Genomic DNA, 16,207 nt, shown 5'->3' with positions numbered 1-16,207 from the left:
TGAGAATCGAGATCCGCCTCTCTTAATGATGAATCCCCTTACATCCCTGTACTGATTTTCTTTCTGTCTAAGGCTGCAGGGCCGGCTTGATCTTCTGGGCGTTCATTTCATGGAAGCTGCTTTCCTGGACGGATTGCGGCTGAATCAGGCCGATATAAAACAACAACAGCTCCGCACAAAGAAAGGTCACGAGCATTTTCTTTATGTTAATTTTCATCATGCGTTCCCCTCTCTAAACCCTGATTAACATTCCTACATACATAGACCATTTTAAAATCGATTTCGTTTCATTTATTTTTTAAAAAAGTTGATAATCTTTACAAAATCCATCTTTTGTCACAAAATCGTCAAAATTTTCCTGTTTCAGTTAACTAGACGATCACATTGGGCAAAAAAATAACCCTCCGAAGGAAACAGTTTCTCGGTGGGGTGATGATTTACAAATGCAGGATGATGGTCAGCCTGCGTCCTTATCGGCGGAGGTCGTTTTACGGAAGAGGGTTTTCTTGACCCAAAGCACATTTAGCAGCAGAAGTACGGCAGAGACGATAAACAGTCCGCGAATAGTGATCGTGGCCGTCAGAATTCCGCCGGTAATCGGCCCGATCAGATTGCCCAGACTTAACGTGCTTGTGTTGAAGCTGTAAGCGCGGCTTTCCATGCCGTCAGGAGTATATTGGCGGATAATGGCGTTAACGGAAGGAAGCAATCCGCCCATGAAAATTCCGAGGAAAAACCGCGAAATCAGAAGCTGCCATACATTCGTTACCAGAGCCTGCGGAATACAGGCGATCGCAGAGCCGATAAGACAGACTCCCAATATTTTCTCGGAGCCCAACCGGTCTCCCCAACGTCCAAGAATAGGGGAGGAGATCATGTTGGAAAATCCATTGACCGAGCCAACCAATCCGGCCATAAATGCCAGCATTTCGGGTCGTCCGTACAATTCCTGAACATATAAAGGCATTTGGGGCATCGGCCCGAGCAGCGCGAACTGGATCAGGAAGGTTACACAGAAGAGCGCGGGAAGCTGGGGAATTTTCCCCAACTGTCTAAGTCCGGCGAATACGGATACCTTCGGCTGAACCTTGGCTTCTTCTTTGTTAAAGTCTTCTTTCACAAGAAATGCGGCCAGCAGGGAGGCGATAAAGAGCATCACCCCGGTCAGATAAAAAATCGGTCGATAACCCATCGTCGATGCCAATAATCCGCCGAGCAGCGGTCCAAGAATAGTACCCGCCATCCCGCCCGACTGAACCATTCCCATAGCGAACCCGATTCTTTCCTTCGGCGTGTTCGCCGAAACCAGAGAAATCGCCGCAGGGACAAATCCCGAAATTGTTCCGTTCAGCATTCTCAGCAGCAGCAGATGCCAGGCGTCCTGCGCAAAGCCCATCAGTACCATGACAATAGCCATTCCAAATCCGGAGCGGAGCAGCATCATTTTTCTACCATAACGGTCCGCCAAACCGCCCCAAATCGGCTGAAAAATAAAGGAGGTTACAAAATTCGCAGCAAAGATCATTCCCGCCCACAGTGAAAGGTGGCTCGGATCCGACATTCCCATCTCTTGCAGGTAAAGAGGCAAAAAAGGAATGATCATCGTCATTCCCCCCATAACGAAAAACTGTCCGAACCACAGGACAAGCAAGTTAATCCGCCATCGTTCCAAAGTAGCTCGCCTCTTTTCTGTCCATTCCTTCAGTAAAATATTATTATATCAAAAAGCAAAAAAGATACGAAGCGCTAACGTGCCGGGAATGAAGGAGGAATAAAGAGGGATTGCACACCTCGCGAGCTCTATTCCACAAAGAGGGGAGCTCATTCCGTCATTTGGCCTCAGAGAGTACGGAATGGGCAGGGAATTTTGGGGGAATAGTAAGCTCTGGACAAATATCCCTCGAAAAGGAGTGCATGGCCATGCCTTTTGGCGCACATGAAACGATGGAAGCTCATGAAATGTTGAATGAAAAGGTTAATCTCATTAATCATTTCTCGATGTATGCGGAGCAATGCGAAGATCAGCGGCTCCGGCAGATGCTCCAGGCACATCTGAACACGGCGATTCGTCACTACGATCAGTTAGTCGCATACACACATGATTACTCTGCCGCGCAGGGCGGACCCCAGGCTTATGGCATGCCCCCGTCTTCCCCGCAGCAGATCAAATACGGGCTGCATCAGCCCATTCCGCAAATTCCGCAAATGCATGGGCGTCTTAACGATAAGCAAATTTTATTTGCGATGCTGTCCTTTCATAAGCAGTCGGCCAAATCACATATGGCGGCATCTCTGGAATGTGCGGATCCTAACCTGCGGCAAATGCTGATGGATGGGGCAGTGACCTGCTCGAATCAGGCTTATGAGGTCTTCTTGTTCATGAACGAGCAGGGACAATATCAAGTACCGACCATGAATGATCATACGGCCAAAACATTCCTTCACAGCTATAAGCCGATGGAAATGGGAGGGTATGCCGGCAATCCTGCGGGAAGCTCCATATCCGGCGCATACGGCTCATATCCGGCCTCCAATCGGCCTGGCATGACGCATTCCTCTCCGTATGCCTCCTCAAGTCAGACAGGCACGACATATTCGGGCCCGGTCATGAGCGGATACGGAGCTAGTCATAACAGCGGAGCGGGCTCCTTAGCGATGACTTCCGCAAGCTCTCCGGCAAGGCTGTCCTCCGGCTCTGCATCGGGACAGGGCTACTCCTCCTTGGCATCCGGAACGTCTGGGGCGGGGACTTCGATGACATCGGGAGCCGCAAATTCGGGAGCGTCTACAGTGACGTCCGGCTCTTCTACGGGGGCCGGATCCGCTCCATCTTCCTCATCCGCGGCCGGGGCTTCTATGGCTGGAGGCGGAATGTCTTCGGCAGCGCAGCATAACGGTTCCGGGATAAGCTCCGTTTCAGCAGCAAGCTCCTCCGAAACGGAGGATTCCGCAGGACACCAGTTTTAGTTATCACGGTACGGTAAAATCATAATAAAAGCTCCCTCTTCGCCGATGCGATATGAGGGAGCTTTTGCTTTAGAACAGGGGAGGGAAGAGGGAGGAGAAGCAAATTTGCCGGGTCACGACCGTTTTCTAGCCTGCTTTCTAATAAACCCTATGGATGACATCCTCGAAATCCGGCTCCTCCATATGTACATCGTCCACTTCTCCCCACTGGTTAAGAATTCGAAGGACCTCCATTGCGGTCGTTTCCTGTCTGTTGCATTGTATGGTAAGCGCCGATTCCTCACGCTCAAGGATGGTAAAGGGCAGGTCGGCGGTGGAGCCCTCCTCGGCGAAGGATTGCCGATAGCTTACTTTAATGATTGTAGGAAGCCCGATTCGGTCCCGGAGCTCCTGAATGCTTCCGTTATAAGCGAGGGTTCCGTGATTGATCACGATAACCCGCTGGCAGAGCTGTTCAATATCGTCCATATCGTGGGTCGTCAGCAGAATCGTTTTGTTCAGCTCCCGATTAATTTTCGCCAGAAATTCCCTTATATTGCGTTTCGCAACTACATCGAGTCCGATGGTCGGCTCATCCAGGAACAAGATGTCCGGGTCATGAAGCATGGAGGCCGCCAGATCGGCCCGCATTCTTTGTCCAAGGGACAGCTTGCGGACGGGGGTGGAGATAAATTCATCCAACTGGAGGATCTCGCTTAACTGGGCAAGCCGGGCTTCCTTGATCCGATGATCCAGCTTATACATTGCCGCCAAAATTTCAAACGAGTCCTTCACCGGAAGATCCCACCACAACTGGGTCCGCTGTCCGAAGACGACTCCCAGGTGGCGGACGACTTCCCTGCGGTGCTTTTGCGGACTAAGGCCGAAAATCCGCACTTCCCCGGCGGAGGGATGAAGAATGCCCGTGAGCATTTTGATCGTCGTAGATTTCCCCGCCCCGTTCGGACCGATATATCCGACAAATTCCCCTCTGTTCACCCGAAAGCTAATATCCTTCACGGCGAACTTTTCGGTAGACTCCCGAGATAACAGACTGCGTATGCCTTGGAATCGTCCTTCTTTAACGACCGGAATTTTGAAGCTTTTACTGATTCGCTCAACCTCGATCATTGTTGAACTCCTTTCATGTCGGTTTTTGTGCGGAGCAGCCCTGATTTAATTGCCGGTACTCTGATATTTGGACAGTCCCATTCGCCAGAAGCGGAGACCGAGCCATAGAGCGAATGCAGCCAAAGCAGTCGTCAGTACAAGCACCCACAGCCCGTATTGTCCCCGAAGAATATACAAGGAGGGGATATAGTTGACCAGCCCGACCGGCAGAATCGAGACCAGGAGGAGCTGCAGCCACTTCGGGTAGATCAGAAGCGGATAGCGGGCGGCCGTATGCGAGGCATCTTCCGTAATATTCTGTAAATCCCGGACACGGGTAATCCAGAAGCCCATAGTGGCCGAGACCAGACCGATCGTAAACAAGACAACCGCCCCGCTTAAAATGATAAGAACGGTCAGAGGGATGGACGCCACAGTTATTTGACCGGCGGCGAATAATCCTTGCATGGAGATAACCAGAATAATGATCCCCTGCAAAAATTCTCCCAGCATGATCGTAAAGTTCTGGGTCATTAACGCGAGCAGAATGGGGATCGGGCGGATCAGCAGCTGATCCATCTCTCCGCTGACAAGATAACGCTCGATATGGTGCACATCGGAAGCCAGGCTCCGGTAAATGGACTTGGAGAGGATAAGGACGGAATACAAATATCCGACCTCATACAAGCTCCAGCCCTTGATATTTCCGAATTTGTCCAGCAGGATGGCGACCAGCAAAAATTCCACGACATTAATGAAAGCGGCCATCAGCGAGGAGAAGATAAAATTGAATTTGTACTGCATCCGGCTTCGAATGCTGGCCCGGATTAGTATCCCGTACAGCTTGAGCATGCTCATCCTCCCTGCACCTCCAGTTTGCGCCGGACGATGGCGGTCGCACTAAGACAAATCGCGGTCAGCCCTGCGCACCAAAGAATCGATCCGAGCAGAACGATGCCATTATCGTATTCCAGATAGATGCGGGCAGGATAATACTGCAAATAAGGATAGAAGGAGTAACGGCTTATAGCTTGCAGCCAACCGGGAAGCCATTCGATCGGAATGAGGAAACCCGACAATAGAGTGGAGAGAGCATAATTCACCCAGGAGAACCAGCGGGATTCCGTTGTCCATAAGGCGCAAACTCCGATTAGATATTGGATGCAGATAGATATGTAGGCGGCGAATGCAACGGCCGCGGCGGTCAACAACCAGGTAACGAACCGGTCCGGTAACTGCATGGAAAGCAGAACAGTGTAAGCCAGGTAGATGGGGAATGCTTTGTAAACGAGATGATAGCCGATTTGTCCCCATTCCCGCGACATCGTCATGTAGAAGAGATGGACGGGCCTCATCATGTCAATGGAAATCTGGCCGCTTCTTACACTGGCTTCCAACCCCAGTCCGTTGGTGACAAAAACGGTTAGAGACAGAATCGTTTGATTGAAGGCGATGTAGCTGATCATACCGGAAATTCCGTATTCGCCCAGATTCTGATTCTCTCCTATCCCGACCCAGATCGAAACATAGATAAAGCCAAAGATGGCGCTGGCAAACGTATTCAGCGCATGAGAGCCGCGATATTGCAAATTGCGTGCATAGGCTTTGCGGGCCAATACGTGGAACAGCATGTGAACCTCCTGTTCATTGGTTTTGCTTTCTTGCTTGTCCCGGCTAATAGCCGTTGTTATCCCGGATGGGATGGGGACTGTGTAGATGCGAAAAGCCTGGCTTCCGAAGATGAAATAGAGGAAGAAGGGCGCAGCAAAAAAGAGCGCAAGCCAAAGCCGTTCCAGCGGAAAGCAAGAAAGGAGTTGCACTATTTGTTGTGAAAATATCAAGTGGAAATGAAGACTGGTTATTTAAAGCGGAAACTTGTTGTTGATGATTGAGTCTTACCAGAGGCTTCTTGCATCTTCGGGGCGGAGCATGCCCTTATGCGATGCGCGGTATATATGCGTAGATAAAAAAAGTGAGAACGGCCTCTATTATATCAAAGGAAGGGGGGCTGACAATGTTTTTTTGGGGGAGATAATCATCCGCTTCATCGGACGGATTCCTGGAGGTAACTGTTAAACGATCAAGGTCAGACCGCATGACGGACATTCTTTATCCGTTATCTTAACCCTTGTCCTGCAGGCCGGGCAAAGCTCCATTTCTGCGGGAATTGTGTCCGAAGCCTTCTTGCTGCTTAAGGACTTCAGTTTTCCGTACAGGCGGCCGACCTCCATTCCATCAATTTCCAGCACCTGAAGCTCCTCCGTATAAAACCAGTGAATGTTCCCAAGCTCATCGCAAACGGCGGCAGCGGGAATTTCTCCGGCTTCCTCATGCGGAAACAGGTTGCCTCCGAACAAGCTCGGCCGGGCCGCTTTATAAGCGCCAAACCCGGTCCCTAACAACAGATAACGCTCTCCGCTCGGTTTATGCAAAACGACAACAGCCATCTCATTCTCCTCCGATCCCATTAGTTCCTTATAAACCCGGATAATGACTAATACGTTAATATTTTTGATTTGTTTCGATAGCAGCAGCAAAAAAGCCCGCATGCTTCATCAAGACGGAAGCATGCGGGCCGAAAATCCGCGCCGCAGCGCGGGCAATTGGTTCTTAAAGGATGTTCTCAAGCGCAGGTTAATGCTGAAAATCAGGCATCCGGCTGGCTCTCCGTGTATCGGAGCAGCTCCTGCCGAACCTCCTCGGTCGTAGCCAGTTGCAGCAGGCGGTCGGTCAAGGTGCGGCAATCCCGGCTGTCCAGCCTGGAGATAGCCTGTTTAACCTTAACGATCGAGCCTGCATCCATGCTCCATTCGTCGAGACCGAGCCCGATGAGCAGCGGAGCGGCCAGGGGATCCCCGGCCATCCCGCCGCACATGCCCGCCCATTTGCCTTCGCGATGGGCGGCTTCGATGACCTGCCGGATCAGCAGCAGAACGGCAGGATGGAAGTAATCGTACAGATAGGAAACCTTCTCGTTCATCCGGTCTACAGCCAGCGTATACTGAACGAGATCGTTCGTCCCGATGCTGAAGAAGTCGACCTCTTTCGCGAACGAGCCGGCGAGGAGGGCGGAGGAAGGGATTTCGACCATTATTCCGACCTCGACCGAATCGGAAACGGAGACTCCTTCCTGTACCAATTCCCGGCGCGCCTGTTCGTAGAGCGCCTTGGCTTGCCGCCATTCCTCCAGGCTGGATATCATGGGAAACATGATCTTAATGTTTCCGTATTGGCTGGCCCTGAGCAGAGCCCGCAGCTGGGTATGCAGCAGCTCCTTCCGGTCAAGACCGATGCGGATGGCGCGATAACCGAGGAAGGGATTCGCTTCCTTCGGCAAATTCAGATAAGGAAGCTCCTTATCTCCGCCGATATCCATCGTGCGGATGACGACCGGACGGCCGTTCATCCGTTCCGCCACTTCCCGGTAAGCCGCGAATTGCGCATCCTCGTCCGGCAACCGGTTCGAATTCATGTATAAGAACTCGGTCCGGTACAAGCCGATGCCTTCCGCGTTCTGCTCCGCGGCGATAGCCGCTTCCTGAACGGTTCCGATATTCGCGGCCACCTCGACACGGACTCCGTCCTTCGTCTCGGCCGGCAGGGAACGGAACCGTTCCAGCGCGCTCAGCTCGCTCTGTTCGCTGCTTTGGCGCCGGCGGTACTCTTCGATCGTCTCCGGCTCCGCATGCCGGATGCAGAGCCCCCGGCTGCCGTCGACGATCAGCAGCTCCCCGTCGGCGATCTCGCGAACGGCTTCTCCCGCTCCGACAACGGCGGCTATGCCAAGCGAACGGGCCAGAATGGACGTATGGGAGGTCTTCCCGCCCATTCTTGTAACCAGCGCTTGTACATACCTCTTGTCGAGCTGGACCGTATCGGAAGGCGCCAGATCGTCGGCAACGACGATGACTTCCTCACGCAAATCGGCGAGTCCGGCGCGCTTACCTCCCAATAGCTGCGACAGCAGCCGCTTGCCCAGATCGCGAATGTCGGCGGCCCGCTCCTGCATGTATTCGTTGTCCATTCGCTCGAACCGTCCGGCGAAATGCTCCGTCACCGCACTGACGGCCTGCTCGGCGCTGAGGAGCTCCTCCCGCACCCGTTTCTCGATCTGCGGATAATAGGCCGGGTCGGACAGCATCCGCGCCTGGCCGACGAGAATGCCGGCCTGCTGCTCGCCAAGCGTCTGCTTGGCTTGCTCCGCCAGCTCCGTCAGCTCGGCCTCGCTCTGTTCTTTGGCCCGGTTCAGCCGTTCAAGCTCGGCCTCCACCTCTTCCGCGGCAATCTCCTCGCGAATGCTCGCCGGTTCCGTCTGTTCCCGCAGCACGAACGCTTTTGCGATTCGTATTCCATCCGAGACACCGATGCCCTGGATTAACTGTTCCGCCATTATTCTTCACCAAACTTGCTCTCGATCAGCTCCGCCAACCCGTCAACGGCCTCCTGCTGATCGGGACCTTCAGCTTCGAGCGTAATCTGTGACCCTTTGACAAGACCTAAGGTCATCAGCTCCAGCATGCTCTTGGCATCGGCTTCTTCGCCGGCGGCATTCTTGATTTTGATCGTCGCTTGATATTCATTCGCTTTATCTACGAAAAGCTGTGCGGGACGCACGTGAAATCCTTGTTCATTCTGTATGGTCAGTTGTCTCGCTACCATGTAATCTCCTCCTATCGGTGAACCGTCTCTATTTTATAAGGGTAGGGAATCAGGAAAGAAGAGAAATTCTTTCCCGGTAACGCTCGATCAGAGCGTTGTTATGATCATCGGCACCATCAATGTTGCCGCTTAAAAATACGGGAGGCTCATACCCCTGTTCAGCCATGAAAGCGATGGCTTGCGCCAGAATAGCATTAAGAATGGCAGCGCCTATCACCGTGGAGGTCGGAGTGAAAGGAATCGGTACGTCCGGATGGGTAAGGACGGCGTCTCCTTTGACCGCGTAATTGTCAATGACCAGATCCACGGAGTTGTACAAATGCTTGCCGCTGGAATGCCGCGAAGGCTGGCTTCCGGAATAGTCCAGAGAAGTTATGCCGATCGTGAAGGCACCTTTGGCCTTGGCGATTTGGGCAACATCGACCGGAACCGGGTTCCGTCCCGAAGTAGAGAGGACGAACATCACCTCGCCCGGACGAATGTCCTGATCATGCATGAAGGTTTCAGCCAGCCCATTCTGTCTTTCCAGCTCCGAGGAACGGACCGCCCCTTCGTGAAGCATCAGCTTCTCGATGAAAATAGGGCGGATTGGAACAAGCCCGCCGGCCCGGTAGAAAACTTCCTCCGTCAAAATATGCGAATGCCCGCAGCCGAAGAGGTGGATAATTCCGCCGTTCATAATGGCTTCCGCCGTCTTCCGGGCGGCTTGGGAGATCGTCTCGGACTGCCGGCTCTCAATTTTGTTCAGCATTTCATGAAGATGATTAAAATAAGTTTGAAACATCCGGCATCATTGCTCCTTTCCGGATAGTATTCGTTTTTTGGCATTCTCAATCATCGTAGTCATCGTTCGCAGGGTCGTTTCGATAATTTGCTCGCCCTTCTCCTTCGTGGCCAGCGTGGCATTTCCCAGCACCGCGGTTGAGGTAAATTCCTCCCAGGGGGTCGGGGTACAGTCGGCCTCCAGATCGATCGTCGGGATGTCGTTAATAGCTTTTGTCATATCTACATATTCCCCCGCCAAATATAGCATGTAGGAGGTTTCCAGCTCGCAAGCATGGAAATAGGAAGCATGGGAGGACGGGGTTTCCCGTACCTTCTCGATCGCTTCCTTGGAGCCGGGGTAGAAGAAATAGTACACTTTCAATTCCGGATAATCCCGGTAGAGCAGACGGGCTGCATCCTTCAGAGCGGGAGCGTTGCCGAGGTGCCCGTTCAGCATCACGAAGATGCGAAAGCCCTGGCGGACAAGACTTTCTCCGATGTCATACAGCATTTGGATCAGCGCCTCGTTGGAGACGTTGATGCTGCCCGGGAAGTTCTGCAGGCTCCATACTTGTCCATAAGGAAGAGTGGGCAGGACGAAGCTGTCCGTTCGCTCCGCCAGGCGCCGGGCCAGACGCTCCGCCAGGAAATTGTCCGTACCCAGGGGGAGGTGGGGGCCGTGAGCCTCCACGGCCCCGATGGGCAGGATGGCGCACGGCCTTTGTTCAATTTTAGCGGCAATCTCAAATGCATTCTCTTCTTGAAAGTTCATTATTCTGTCTCCTTACAGCTTAAAAGCGAAGCAATTTGCCGGATTCGTCACGAAAAATTTCTCAATCAATTGATGGCCGTCGAAGCCGGCCCGGTTCGCCTCGTCGATAAATCGCGGAACCCACTTGGCAATAATATATTCCAGCCCGAGACCATGATCGTAATGCTTGTAGTAGGTTTTGCGAGCCGTATCGCCGCTGATCAGAATCTGGTTCTCGTAGCCTTTGCGGACAAGCTCCAGAATAAGCTGAATTCGCGTGCTTTCAGGCGCATATTTGATTTTGGCGATTCCGTCGAAGGAGAGGTAGGCTCCGGTTCTCGCAATTTGTTCATGATAATACGGGTCGGGATTGCGATCCATATGTCCGAGGCTCAGGAAGCTAATGTCGATGTTCTCGCTGCGCAGCAGCTCGATCTGCTCCAGCCCCATCGTGCCGACTTCGGTATGGGAGTGAATCGGCGCCTTCGTTTCATGATGGGCGCGGGCGACGGCCCGAAGCGTCTTCTCCTCAAGCGGCGTAATCCGGTTGTAGCCGGTGCCGAACTTGACCTGGCCGGCCTTGAACGGAGTTCCTTCGAGGCCTTCCTCAACTTCCCTAATGACGAAATCCGCCAGTTCGTTAATGCTCTTCGCTTCTATCCATTCGTAATAAGTCTCATAGTCGCCTATAAGCGGCTTAAGCTCTTCTTTCACTTTGGCATCCCACAGAAAGCTTTTGTTGAAACCGGCGGTGCCGATAATCCGGACGCCCGTCTCCTGCATGATCCGGTATACGGCGGGAACATCACGGCCGTAATCGATAGCGGTGGCGTCTACGATCGCCTGGCCGCCATGCTTTTTGAAATCGAGGACGTCCAGCTTAGACTTCTCCGGATCGTCCAGCAGCAGGTCATCCACGCCGCGTTCCGACCAATGGGCCGGACGGCAGACGATATGCTCGTGGGAATAAGTGAACCCTAATTGCTCTTTGGAAATATCTGCATCAAGCGTACGTATAAAACTCATCCTGTATGCTCCTCCTGTCCTATCCTGTAATGTTTATCACATAGGAAACTTTAAGTTCTTTACAGCCTTAATGCGATGTACTTGTTTCCTGTCGTTATAAAAAGCTTCCGCCAAAACCGGGTTGTTCCTCTCCAACTCCGGGGCTCCCTGCAAAGTACAGGAATGCACTTCGAAGGTTACGCGTCACTTTGTGGGGGATTACAAGGAACCGTAAGACTCTTTTTTTAAAAAAATAAGAAAGTATAAGTTTTACCTTATACCTGTTCTTACCACATTAGAAAGTTTAAGTTCATTACAGCATTGAAATGGAACAAACTTTTTAATTGGCATAAAAGGCTACCTTTATAACCGGGTTATTCGTCTTCGAAGAGGCTCCGTTAGAAGCTTTTTTTATTTTTCATCGTTAAGCGCCCCTGTCCAAAGGACGTAGCCGTTTATCCTTGTATAAATGTGATTGCAGGAAGCGATAGATATGGTCAAGTTTCACGGACTTTAAGTGCCCTAGAATAACAACTGGGCCAGAAAACGGATGATCGGTCCGATAACGAACATGTCGGAATCGGCCGCCCACATCGCCGTATCCGGTATGGTGGACGAAATCAGGAAGCGAACCATGACAAATTGCCCCCAAGCTACGATGGTTGCGGTAAAGAAGCCGCCCAGCAACGCTCCCCGGACTCCGCCGGTTGCATTCCCGAACACTCCTGCCGTTGCCCCATGGAAGAACAGAACAATCATGGTCGGTACGAAAATATAAGCAACGGTGCTGCCTAAGACGACGAGCCAGATCAATGCGCCGACGAACGCTCCGATAAATCCGAGAATAACCGCGTTGGGAGCGTAGGGGAATGTTACGGGAGCATCCAGCGCCGGCTTCGCACCGGGAACGATCTTGGTAGCGATCCCGTTGAAAGCGGGGACCAGTTCCCCGATGAACATCCGCACACCCATCAGAACAATGGCAATCCCACCGGCGAAGGTCAGAGATTGGATAATAGAGTACATGATGAAATTCTGTTCTCCGGCTTGAGCCACCAACTCCTGGGCACCCGGTGTCCCCTTCGTAACAATAACGACAGCGCCGACGAGGAACAGGACACCCATGCTCAGCGCGGTAATGACGTTCGAATCGCGGAGAAATTCCAGTCCTTTAGGGACTTTAATTTTTTCCGAGTCGTTGTTTTTATTGCCGAACAATTTGCCGAACAGCGCACCCAACAATGCGACGGAGGCGGAAGTATGTCCAAGGGCAATGTTGTCGTTTCCGGTAATTTTGCGCATAAAAGGCTGCGTTACCGCGGGCTGCAGCGTCCAGTACAGTCCCAAGATGACGGCAAGGAAAAGAACAAGCTTCCACTGAGCTACATCTCCAGAGGTATGAACGACGATTCCGGCAAAGATCGATGCGGTCCAGAACATCATGTGCCCGGTTAAGTAAATATATTTAAATTTCGTAAAGCGGGCCAGCAGCACGTTAATCAGAAATCCTACCAGCATGGCGAGAGTGACGGCGCTGCCGAATCTGGCGTTGAACCCTTCCTGGCCGAGAAATTGTCCCAGAGATTCGGCTTGCAGCCCGAATACTTCCTTCCACATCGGTTCGAATACATTCAAGGCATTGACGATAACGCCGGAACCGGCACCGATAATAAGAAAACCGATGACCGCCTTGAATGTCCCGCTGATGATTTGGCTGGTCGTTTTCTTCTGCAGCAGCAGGCCGAGCAGAACGATAAAGCCAAGCAGAATAGCGGGGGTACCGAAGATGTTAGTGGCTATCCAAAAAATGACTTCCATTGGACACTCCTCCTATAGTAATTACATGGCTTCCTTTAAGCTTTCCTTGATTTCATTCAAGTCGAAATAGTTATTAACGATAACAATTTTGGCCGAATGCCCTTGCAGGCTTTGGGCAAGCTCGTTACTGGTCACGATGTAGTCGGCCGACATGCTGGAAGCCGTGGATACATCCGTATGCTCTACGTCTGCCTGAACGCCCATCTCCCTCAGTACATTTTCCACGTTCATTCTCAGAATCAGGCTAGTTCCTTGTCCAAGTCCGCATACACATAAAATTTTCATAAGATAACCTCCTAAGTATTTTTAAAATCCGGTTAATTTTCCTAACTCTCGCTAAATGAGCAAAGTAGCTGCATATCATCCGGCTAAACGTTCAAGCAGCCGGTCGTTAAGCTTCTGCCTTGGCGAGCAATGCACTTACCTCATCGGGTGTCGCAGCTTGTTTCATAGCTTCCACATTAGCCGGGTTATTGAGCAGGGTAGTCAATTTGCGCAGCAGCGTTATATGCTCTTCGCTAGATGAGGAGCCAAGGGCGAAGACGAGCTCCACGGGATCGTTATGGGCATGTCCGAATTCTATCGGCTGTTTCAACCGGACGAAGGAGACGGAAGCTTCATTCACCCCGTCTTCCGCTTTCGCATGGGGCAGGGCGATTCGTGGAGCGAGGACGAAATAAGGTCCTTTCTCCCGGTAGGAAGCGAGCATTGCTTCTATATAACTATTCTTCGCAGCTCCGCTGTCCACCAGAAGCCGGCCGGCTGCACGAATGGCTTCTTCGGCATTCTTAGCCTCGACATCCAATGAAATCAGGCTTGGTTCCAGAAAACGCATGGTAAAATCCTCCTTAGTGTGTCCTATGATGTAAAGGAATATTGATGGAGCATTCGCATTATTTCATCTTTATCGCTCGTATTCCCCAACAAGAATCTATTTTGTTCATCCTTGAGCATATCGGTTAATTGAGTCAGCGCCTTCAGATGAGATTCGCCGTCCAGGCTGGCTATAACAAATAACAGACGGACGCGGTGCTTCTTCAGACTGCTGAACGGAACCCCTGACCGAATAGAGAGAAGCGCCATGGAGGTACGAACGACACCGTCCTCCGGTTTGGCATGTGCAATCGCTATTCCAGGCGCGATGACGATATAAGGACCATGCTCTATGACTTTATCGATCATGGCCTGAACGTATTGCCGGACTATGCTCCCGTCATTCAAGAGCGGCTGGGAGGCCATCTTTATGGCTGAGCGCCAATCCGTAGCATCCTTGCACAGAACGATCCGGTTAGGGGTCAACAAATCCTTCAGTGTCGGCCTGTTATCCTGGATCGGCCGATTGCGGGCAGCCGTCAGATAGCGCTGAATCTCCTCCTGTAGAGCGGATTCATTAAGGACGCTGGAATGCTTCTTGACCAGCTCCATAATCGCCTGTGCGGAAGGGCCGGGGCCTTCTTCGCTCCCTCCATCCAGATAAGGCTGTACCTGGTTAAGCAGATGGACTTTCTCCGCATCGCTCAGGATGGGATTGACGATAAACACAGGGACGTTGCTCCCGGACAACGGAACGGTAGAAAAAATAAAATGAACCCATTCTGTAAATTTCTCATACTCCCGCAGCGAGAGAACGGCAACGAAATCAATGGCGGGGAATAAGCGTTTCAGCTGGATTCTAAGCATGCGCGAGGCTGAAATGCCATTAACGCAGACGATTGCGGCGGTTTTCCCCTGGACCGGCTCGACCTGCTCTCTGCGCAGCCAGCCGCCGAAGTGCATGGACAGATAAGCGATTTCCTGGTCATCCACCGGCTTTCCGAGCAGCTTCTCCAGTGGAAGCACCGATTTCTTGGTCAGCTCGAACACTTCCCGGTATTTCTGCATGATCGTATCCGCCAGGGGATTCTCGATTTTCAGATCATATTTGATCCGATAGAAGGCCGATTTCACGTGAAGGAACAACTGGTCTTCCAGTGCATTGCGTTGCTGGAAATAAACGCAGCCGAGCTGTTCGAAGGTTTCGATCATTTGTCTGGTGGCCACGCGGAGCCTCTTGGTTTCGGGATTATGCGATTGTTCTCCCAGCTTGTTGACCTTGGCGGCCAATAAATGAACCGTTATATAACAGATCTCGTCCTCGGGAAATTCAATTCCGAACAAGGCTCCAAGCTCCAGGGAAATTTGTAAGGCTGCTTTAAATTGCGGTGTTTCCCGCAGGGCGGCTCTCTCATCCTGATCCATTGTGACTGCTTTGCCTTCAATCAGCCGGTTCGTAAACAGCAATAGACGGGCGGCCAACTGCAGAATCGTTTCGTCCGTCAGCTCCATCCCGATCGTTCGTTCCCCGGAGGCGATGATATCGTAGATGGAAGATAGCTGCTCGGCTTGGAAGGCAGGGGCTTGAGCCTGATACAGATTGGCATTGATCAGGCCCTGGATTTGCAGGACGAAATCTTTCCAGCTGATATGGGATAACAGCTCGGATAAAATATGCGAAAGTGCCGCTCTCTTATCCTTCTCCTTCCCCTCGACGATATAACCGTGCTTGCGGTCAAACGTCACCGTCAGTCTGAAGCCGGCCAATTCCTCCCGAAGACGTTTTAATTCGGTGTGGGCGGTTCCGCGGCTGACGTTCAGAAGCTGCTCCATGTCCTGAAGAAACAGGGGCTCTGTCCGATGGATCAGATGAAGTCCCAGCCAAGCCTTCCGTTCGTTACGGGACAGATAATACTGAGATGGCTGAACGGTTTTCGCGATGGCCGGCAGCTGCCTGCGGGACTCTTCCGGAAGCACGAAGCCCGCGCCGCGGACATAGTGAACGGGAGCCAGTTGATTCGCCTGGAGCCATTCGTTAATTTTACCCATATCGTAATAAACCGTCCGTTTGGATATATGAAAAGCATCCATCAAATCCTGCAATGGTACATAATCTTCCCTCTCTTGCAATAAGGCAAGAATGGAAGTGCTCCTCTCGTCCAGAATAGTCCCGCACCCCCTCTATCCTTACGAATCCGACCCTCTTGCTAGTCATTATACTTAATGCCATGCTTGTGAAACAGCGCAATCATTGTCCCCTTATTTTTGCAAAATTATACGGATGTCATATTTTTTGATAAGTCGGCAAGTTTCTTGGTCGGGGATGTCGGATGTTGGCGG

The 16,207-nt window shown here is 51.8% G+C and carries 16 protein-coding genes; 1 reads left to right on the top strand and 15 read right to left on the bottom strand.

Going from position 1 to position 16,207, the window contains the following annotated elements:
• Positions 1-67 precede the first annotated feature (67 nt).
• Positions 68-217 carry a hypothetical protein gene (locus tag ACFQ03_RS13015; protein ID WP_186328131.1) on the bottom strand — a complete coding sequence of 50 codons (150 nt, stop codon included), beginning with the start codon at positions 215-217 and terminating at the stop codon, positions 68-70.
• Between the two features lie 240 nt (positions 218-457).
• On the bottom strand, positions 458-1,672 hold the full coding sequence (locus ACFQ03_RS13010) for an MFS transporter (RefSeq protein WP_379288569.1): 1,215 nt from the start codon (positions 1,670-1,672) through the stop codon (positions 458-460).
• A gap of 248 nt (positions 1,673-1,920) precedes the next feature.
• Between ACFQ03_RS13010 and ACFQ03_RS13005 the strand changes: the two genes are divergently transcribed.
• Positions 1,921-2,967, top strand: a complete 1,047-nt coding sequence (locus ACFQ03_RS13005; RefSeq protein WP_379288567.1) for a spore coat protein — start codon at positions 1,921-1,923, stop codon at positions 2,965-2,967.
• Between the two features lie 138 nt (positions 2,968-3,105).
• Here ACFQ03_RS13005 and ACFQ03_RS13000 read toward each other — a convergent pair whose 3' ends face one another.
• The 13 genes from ACFQ03_RS13000 to ACFQ03_RS12940 form a co-directional block, all read right to left on the bottom strand.
• Positions 3,106-4,077, bottom strand: coding sequence for an ABC transporter ATP-binding protein (locus ACFQ03_RS13000; protein ID WP_144931990.1), 972 nt, complete (start codon positions 4,075-4,077; stop codon positions 3,106-3,108).
• 45 nt (positions 4,078-4,122) lie between these two features.
• Positions 4,123-4,914 carry an ABC transporter permease gene (locus ACFQ03_RS12995; protein WP_379288565.1) on the bottom strand — a complete coding sequence of 264 codons (792 nt, stop codon included), beginning with the start codon at positions 4,912-4,914 and terminating at the stop codon, positions 4,123-4,125.
• Positions 4,911-5,687, bottom strand: a complete 777-nt coding sequence (locus tag ACFQ03_RS12990; RefSeq protein ID WP_379288563.1) for an ABC transporter permease — start codon at positions 5,685-5,687, stop codon at positions 4,911-4,913. Before ACFQ03_RS12990 ends, ACFQ03_RS12995 begins: the two co-directional genes overlap by 4 nt.
• Before the next feature lie 441 nt (positions 5,688-6,128).
• Positions 6,129-6,593 carry a hypothetical protein gene (locus ACFQ03_RS12985; protein WP_379288561.1) on the bottom strand — a complete coding sequence of 155 codons (465 nt, stop codon included), beginning with the start codon at positions 6,591-6,593 and terminating at the stop codon, positions 6,129-6,131.
• Positions 6,594-6,703: 110 nt separating this feature from the next.
• A complete protein-coding gene (gene ptsP / locus ACFQ03_RS12980) occupies positions 6,704-8,446 on the bottom strand; it encodes a phosphoenolpyruvate--protein phosphotransferase (protein WP_379288559.1) in 1,743 nt (580 codons plus the stop codon).
• Positions 8,446-8,715 carry an HPr family phosphocarrier protein gene (locus ACFQ03_RS12975; RefSeq protein WP_144931980.1) on the bottom strand — a complete coding sequence of 90 codons (270 nt, stop codon included), beginning with the start codon at positions 8,713-8,715 and terminating at the stop codon, positions 8,446-8,448. Before ACFQ03_RS12975 ends, ptsP begins: the two co-directional genes overlap by 1 nt.
• Positions 8,716-8,764: 49 nt before the next feature.
• Positions 8,765-9,499 carry an SIS domain-containing protein gene (locus ACFQ03_RS12970; RefSeq protein ID WP_379288557.1) on the bottom strand — a complete coding sequence of 245 codons (735 nt, stop codon included), beginning with the start codon at positions 9,497-9,499 and terminating at the stop codon, positions 8,765-8,767.
• 6 nt (positions 9,500-9,505) lie between these two features.
• Positions 9,506-10,252, bottom strand: a complete 747-nt coding sequence (locus ACFQ03_RS12965) for a creatininase family protein (protein WP_379288555.1) — start codon at positions 10,250-10,252, stop codon at positions 9,506-9,508.
• Positions 10,253-10,264: 12 nt separating this feature from the next.
• The gene (locus ACFQ03_RS12960; protein ID WP_379288553.1) at positions 10,265-11,257 is read right to left on the bottom strand and encodes a phosphotriesterase family protein; all 993 of its coding nucleotides are present in this window, start codon (positions 11,255-11,257) and stop codon (positions 10,265-10,267) included.
• A gap of 501 nt (positions 11,258-11,758) precedes the next feature.
• Positions 11,759-13,054, bottom strand: coding sequence for a PTS ascorbate transporter subunit IIC (locus ACFQ03_RS12955; protein WP_144931972.1), 1,296 nt, complete (start codon positions 13,052-13,054; stop codon positions 11,759-11,761).
• 21 nt (positions 13,055-13,075) lie between these two features.
• Complete coding sequence (locus ACFQ03_RS12950; RefSeq protein ID WP_144931970.1) at positions 13,076-13,339, bottom strand: PTS sugar transporter subunit IIB; 264 nt, start codon at positions 13,337-13,339, stop codon at positions 13,076-13,078.
• A 106-nt stretch (positions 13,340-13,445) separates the two neighbouring features.
• Positions 13,446-13,889, bottom strand: coding sequence for a PTS sugar transporter subunit IIA (locus ACFQ03_RS12945; protein ID WP_144931968.1), 444 nt, complete (start codon positions 13,887-13,889; stop codon positions 13,446-13,448).
• Between the two features lie 23 nt (positions 13,890-13,912).
• Positions 13,913-16,009 carry a BglG family transcription antiterminator gene (locus tag ACFQ03_RS12940; RefSeq protein WP_150959583.1) on the bottom strand — a complete coding sequence of 699 codons (2,097 nt, stop codon included), beginning with the start codon at positions 16,007-16,009 and terminating at the stop codon, positions 13,913-13,915.
• Between the last annotated feature and the right edge of the window lie 198 nt (positions 16,010-16,207).

It is taken from the genome of Paenibacillus residui (assembly GCF_042677205.1).
GTDB classification, from domain to species: domain Bacteria; phylum Bacillota; class Bacilli; order Paenibacillales; family NBRC-103111; genus Paenibacillus_L; species Paenibacillus_L residui.
This window is presented reverse-complemented; position numbering and strand designations above follow the sequence as displayed.

Coding starts and splice junctions, on each gene's coding strand:
- ACFQ03_RS12970 (WP_379288557.1), bottom strand. CDS start 9,499: ATGTTTCAAACTTATTTTAATCATCTTCATGAAATGCTGAACAAAATT.
- ACFQ03_RS12975 (WP_144931980.1), bottom strand. CDS start 8,715: ATGGTAGCGAGACAACTGACCATACAGAATGAACAAGGATTTCACGTG.
- ACFQ03_RS12950 (WP_144931970.1), bottom strand. CDS start 13,339: ATGAAAATTTTATGTGTATGCGGACTTGGACAAGGAACTAGCCTGATT.
- ACFQ03_RS12945 (WP_144931968.1), bottom strand. CDS start 13,889: ATGCGTTTTCTGGAACCAAGCCTGATTTCATTGGATGTCGAGGCTAAG.
- ACFQ03_RS12960 (WP_379288553.1), bottom strand. CDS start 11,257: ATGAGTTTTATACGTACGCTTGATGCAGATATTTCCAAAGAGCAATTA.
- ACFQ03_RS13005 (WP_379288567.1), top strand. CDS start 1,921: ATGCCTTTTGGCGCACATGAAACGATGGAAGCTCATGAAATGTTGAAT.
- ACFQ03_RS12990 (WP_379288563.1), bottom strand. CDS start 5,687: ATGCTGTTCCACGTATTGGCCCGCAAAGCCTATGCACGCAATTTGCAA.
- ptsP (WP_379288559.1), bottom strand. CDS start 8,446: ATGGCGGAACAGTTAATCCAGGGCATCGGTGTCTCGGATGGAATACGA.
- ACFQ03_RS12955 (WP_144931972.1), bottom strand. CDS start 13,054: ATGGAAGTCATTTTTTGGATAGCCACTAACATCTTCGGTACCCCCGCT.
- ACFQ03_RS12965 (WP_379288555.1), bottom strand. CDS start 10,252: ATGAACTTTCAAGAAGAGAATGCATTTGAGATTGCCGCTAAAATTGAA.
- ACFQ03_RS13015 (WP_186328131.1), bottom strand. CDS start 217: ATGAAAATTAACATAAAGAAAATGCTCGTGACCTTTCTTTGTGCGGAG.
- ACFQ03_RS12995 (WP_379288565.1), bottom strand. CDS start 4,914: ATGAGCATGCTCAAGCTGTACGGGATACTAATCCGGGCCAGCATTCGA.
- ACFQ03_RS13000 (WP_144931990.1), bottom strand. CDS start 4,077: ATGATCGAGGTTGAGCGAATCAGTAAAAGCTTCAAAATTCCGGTCGTT.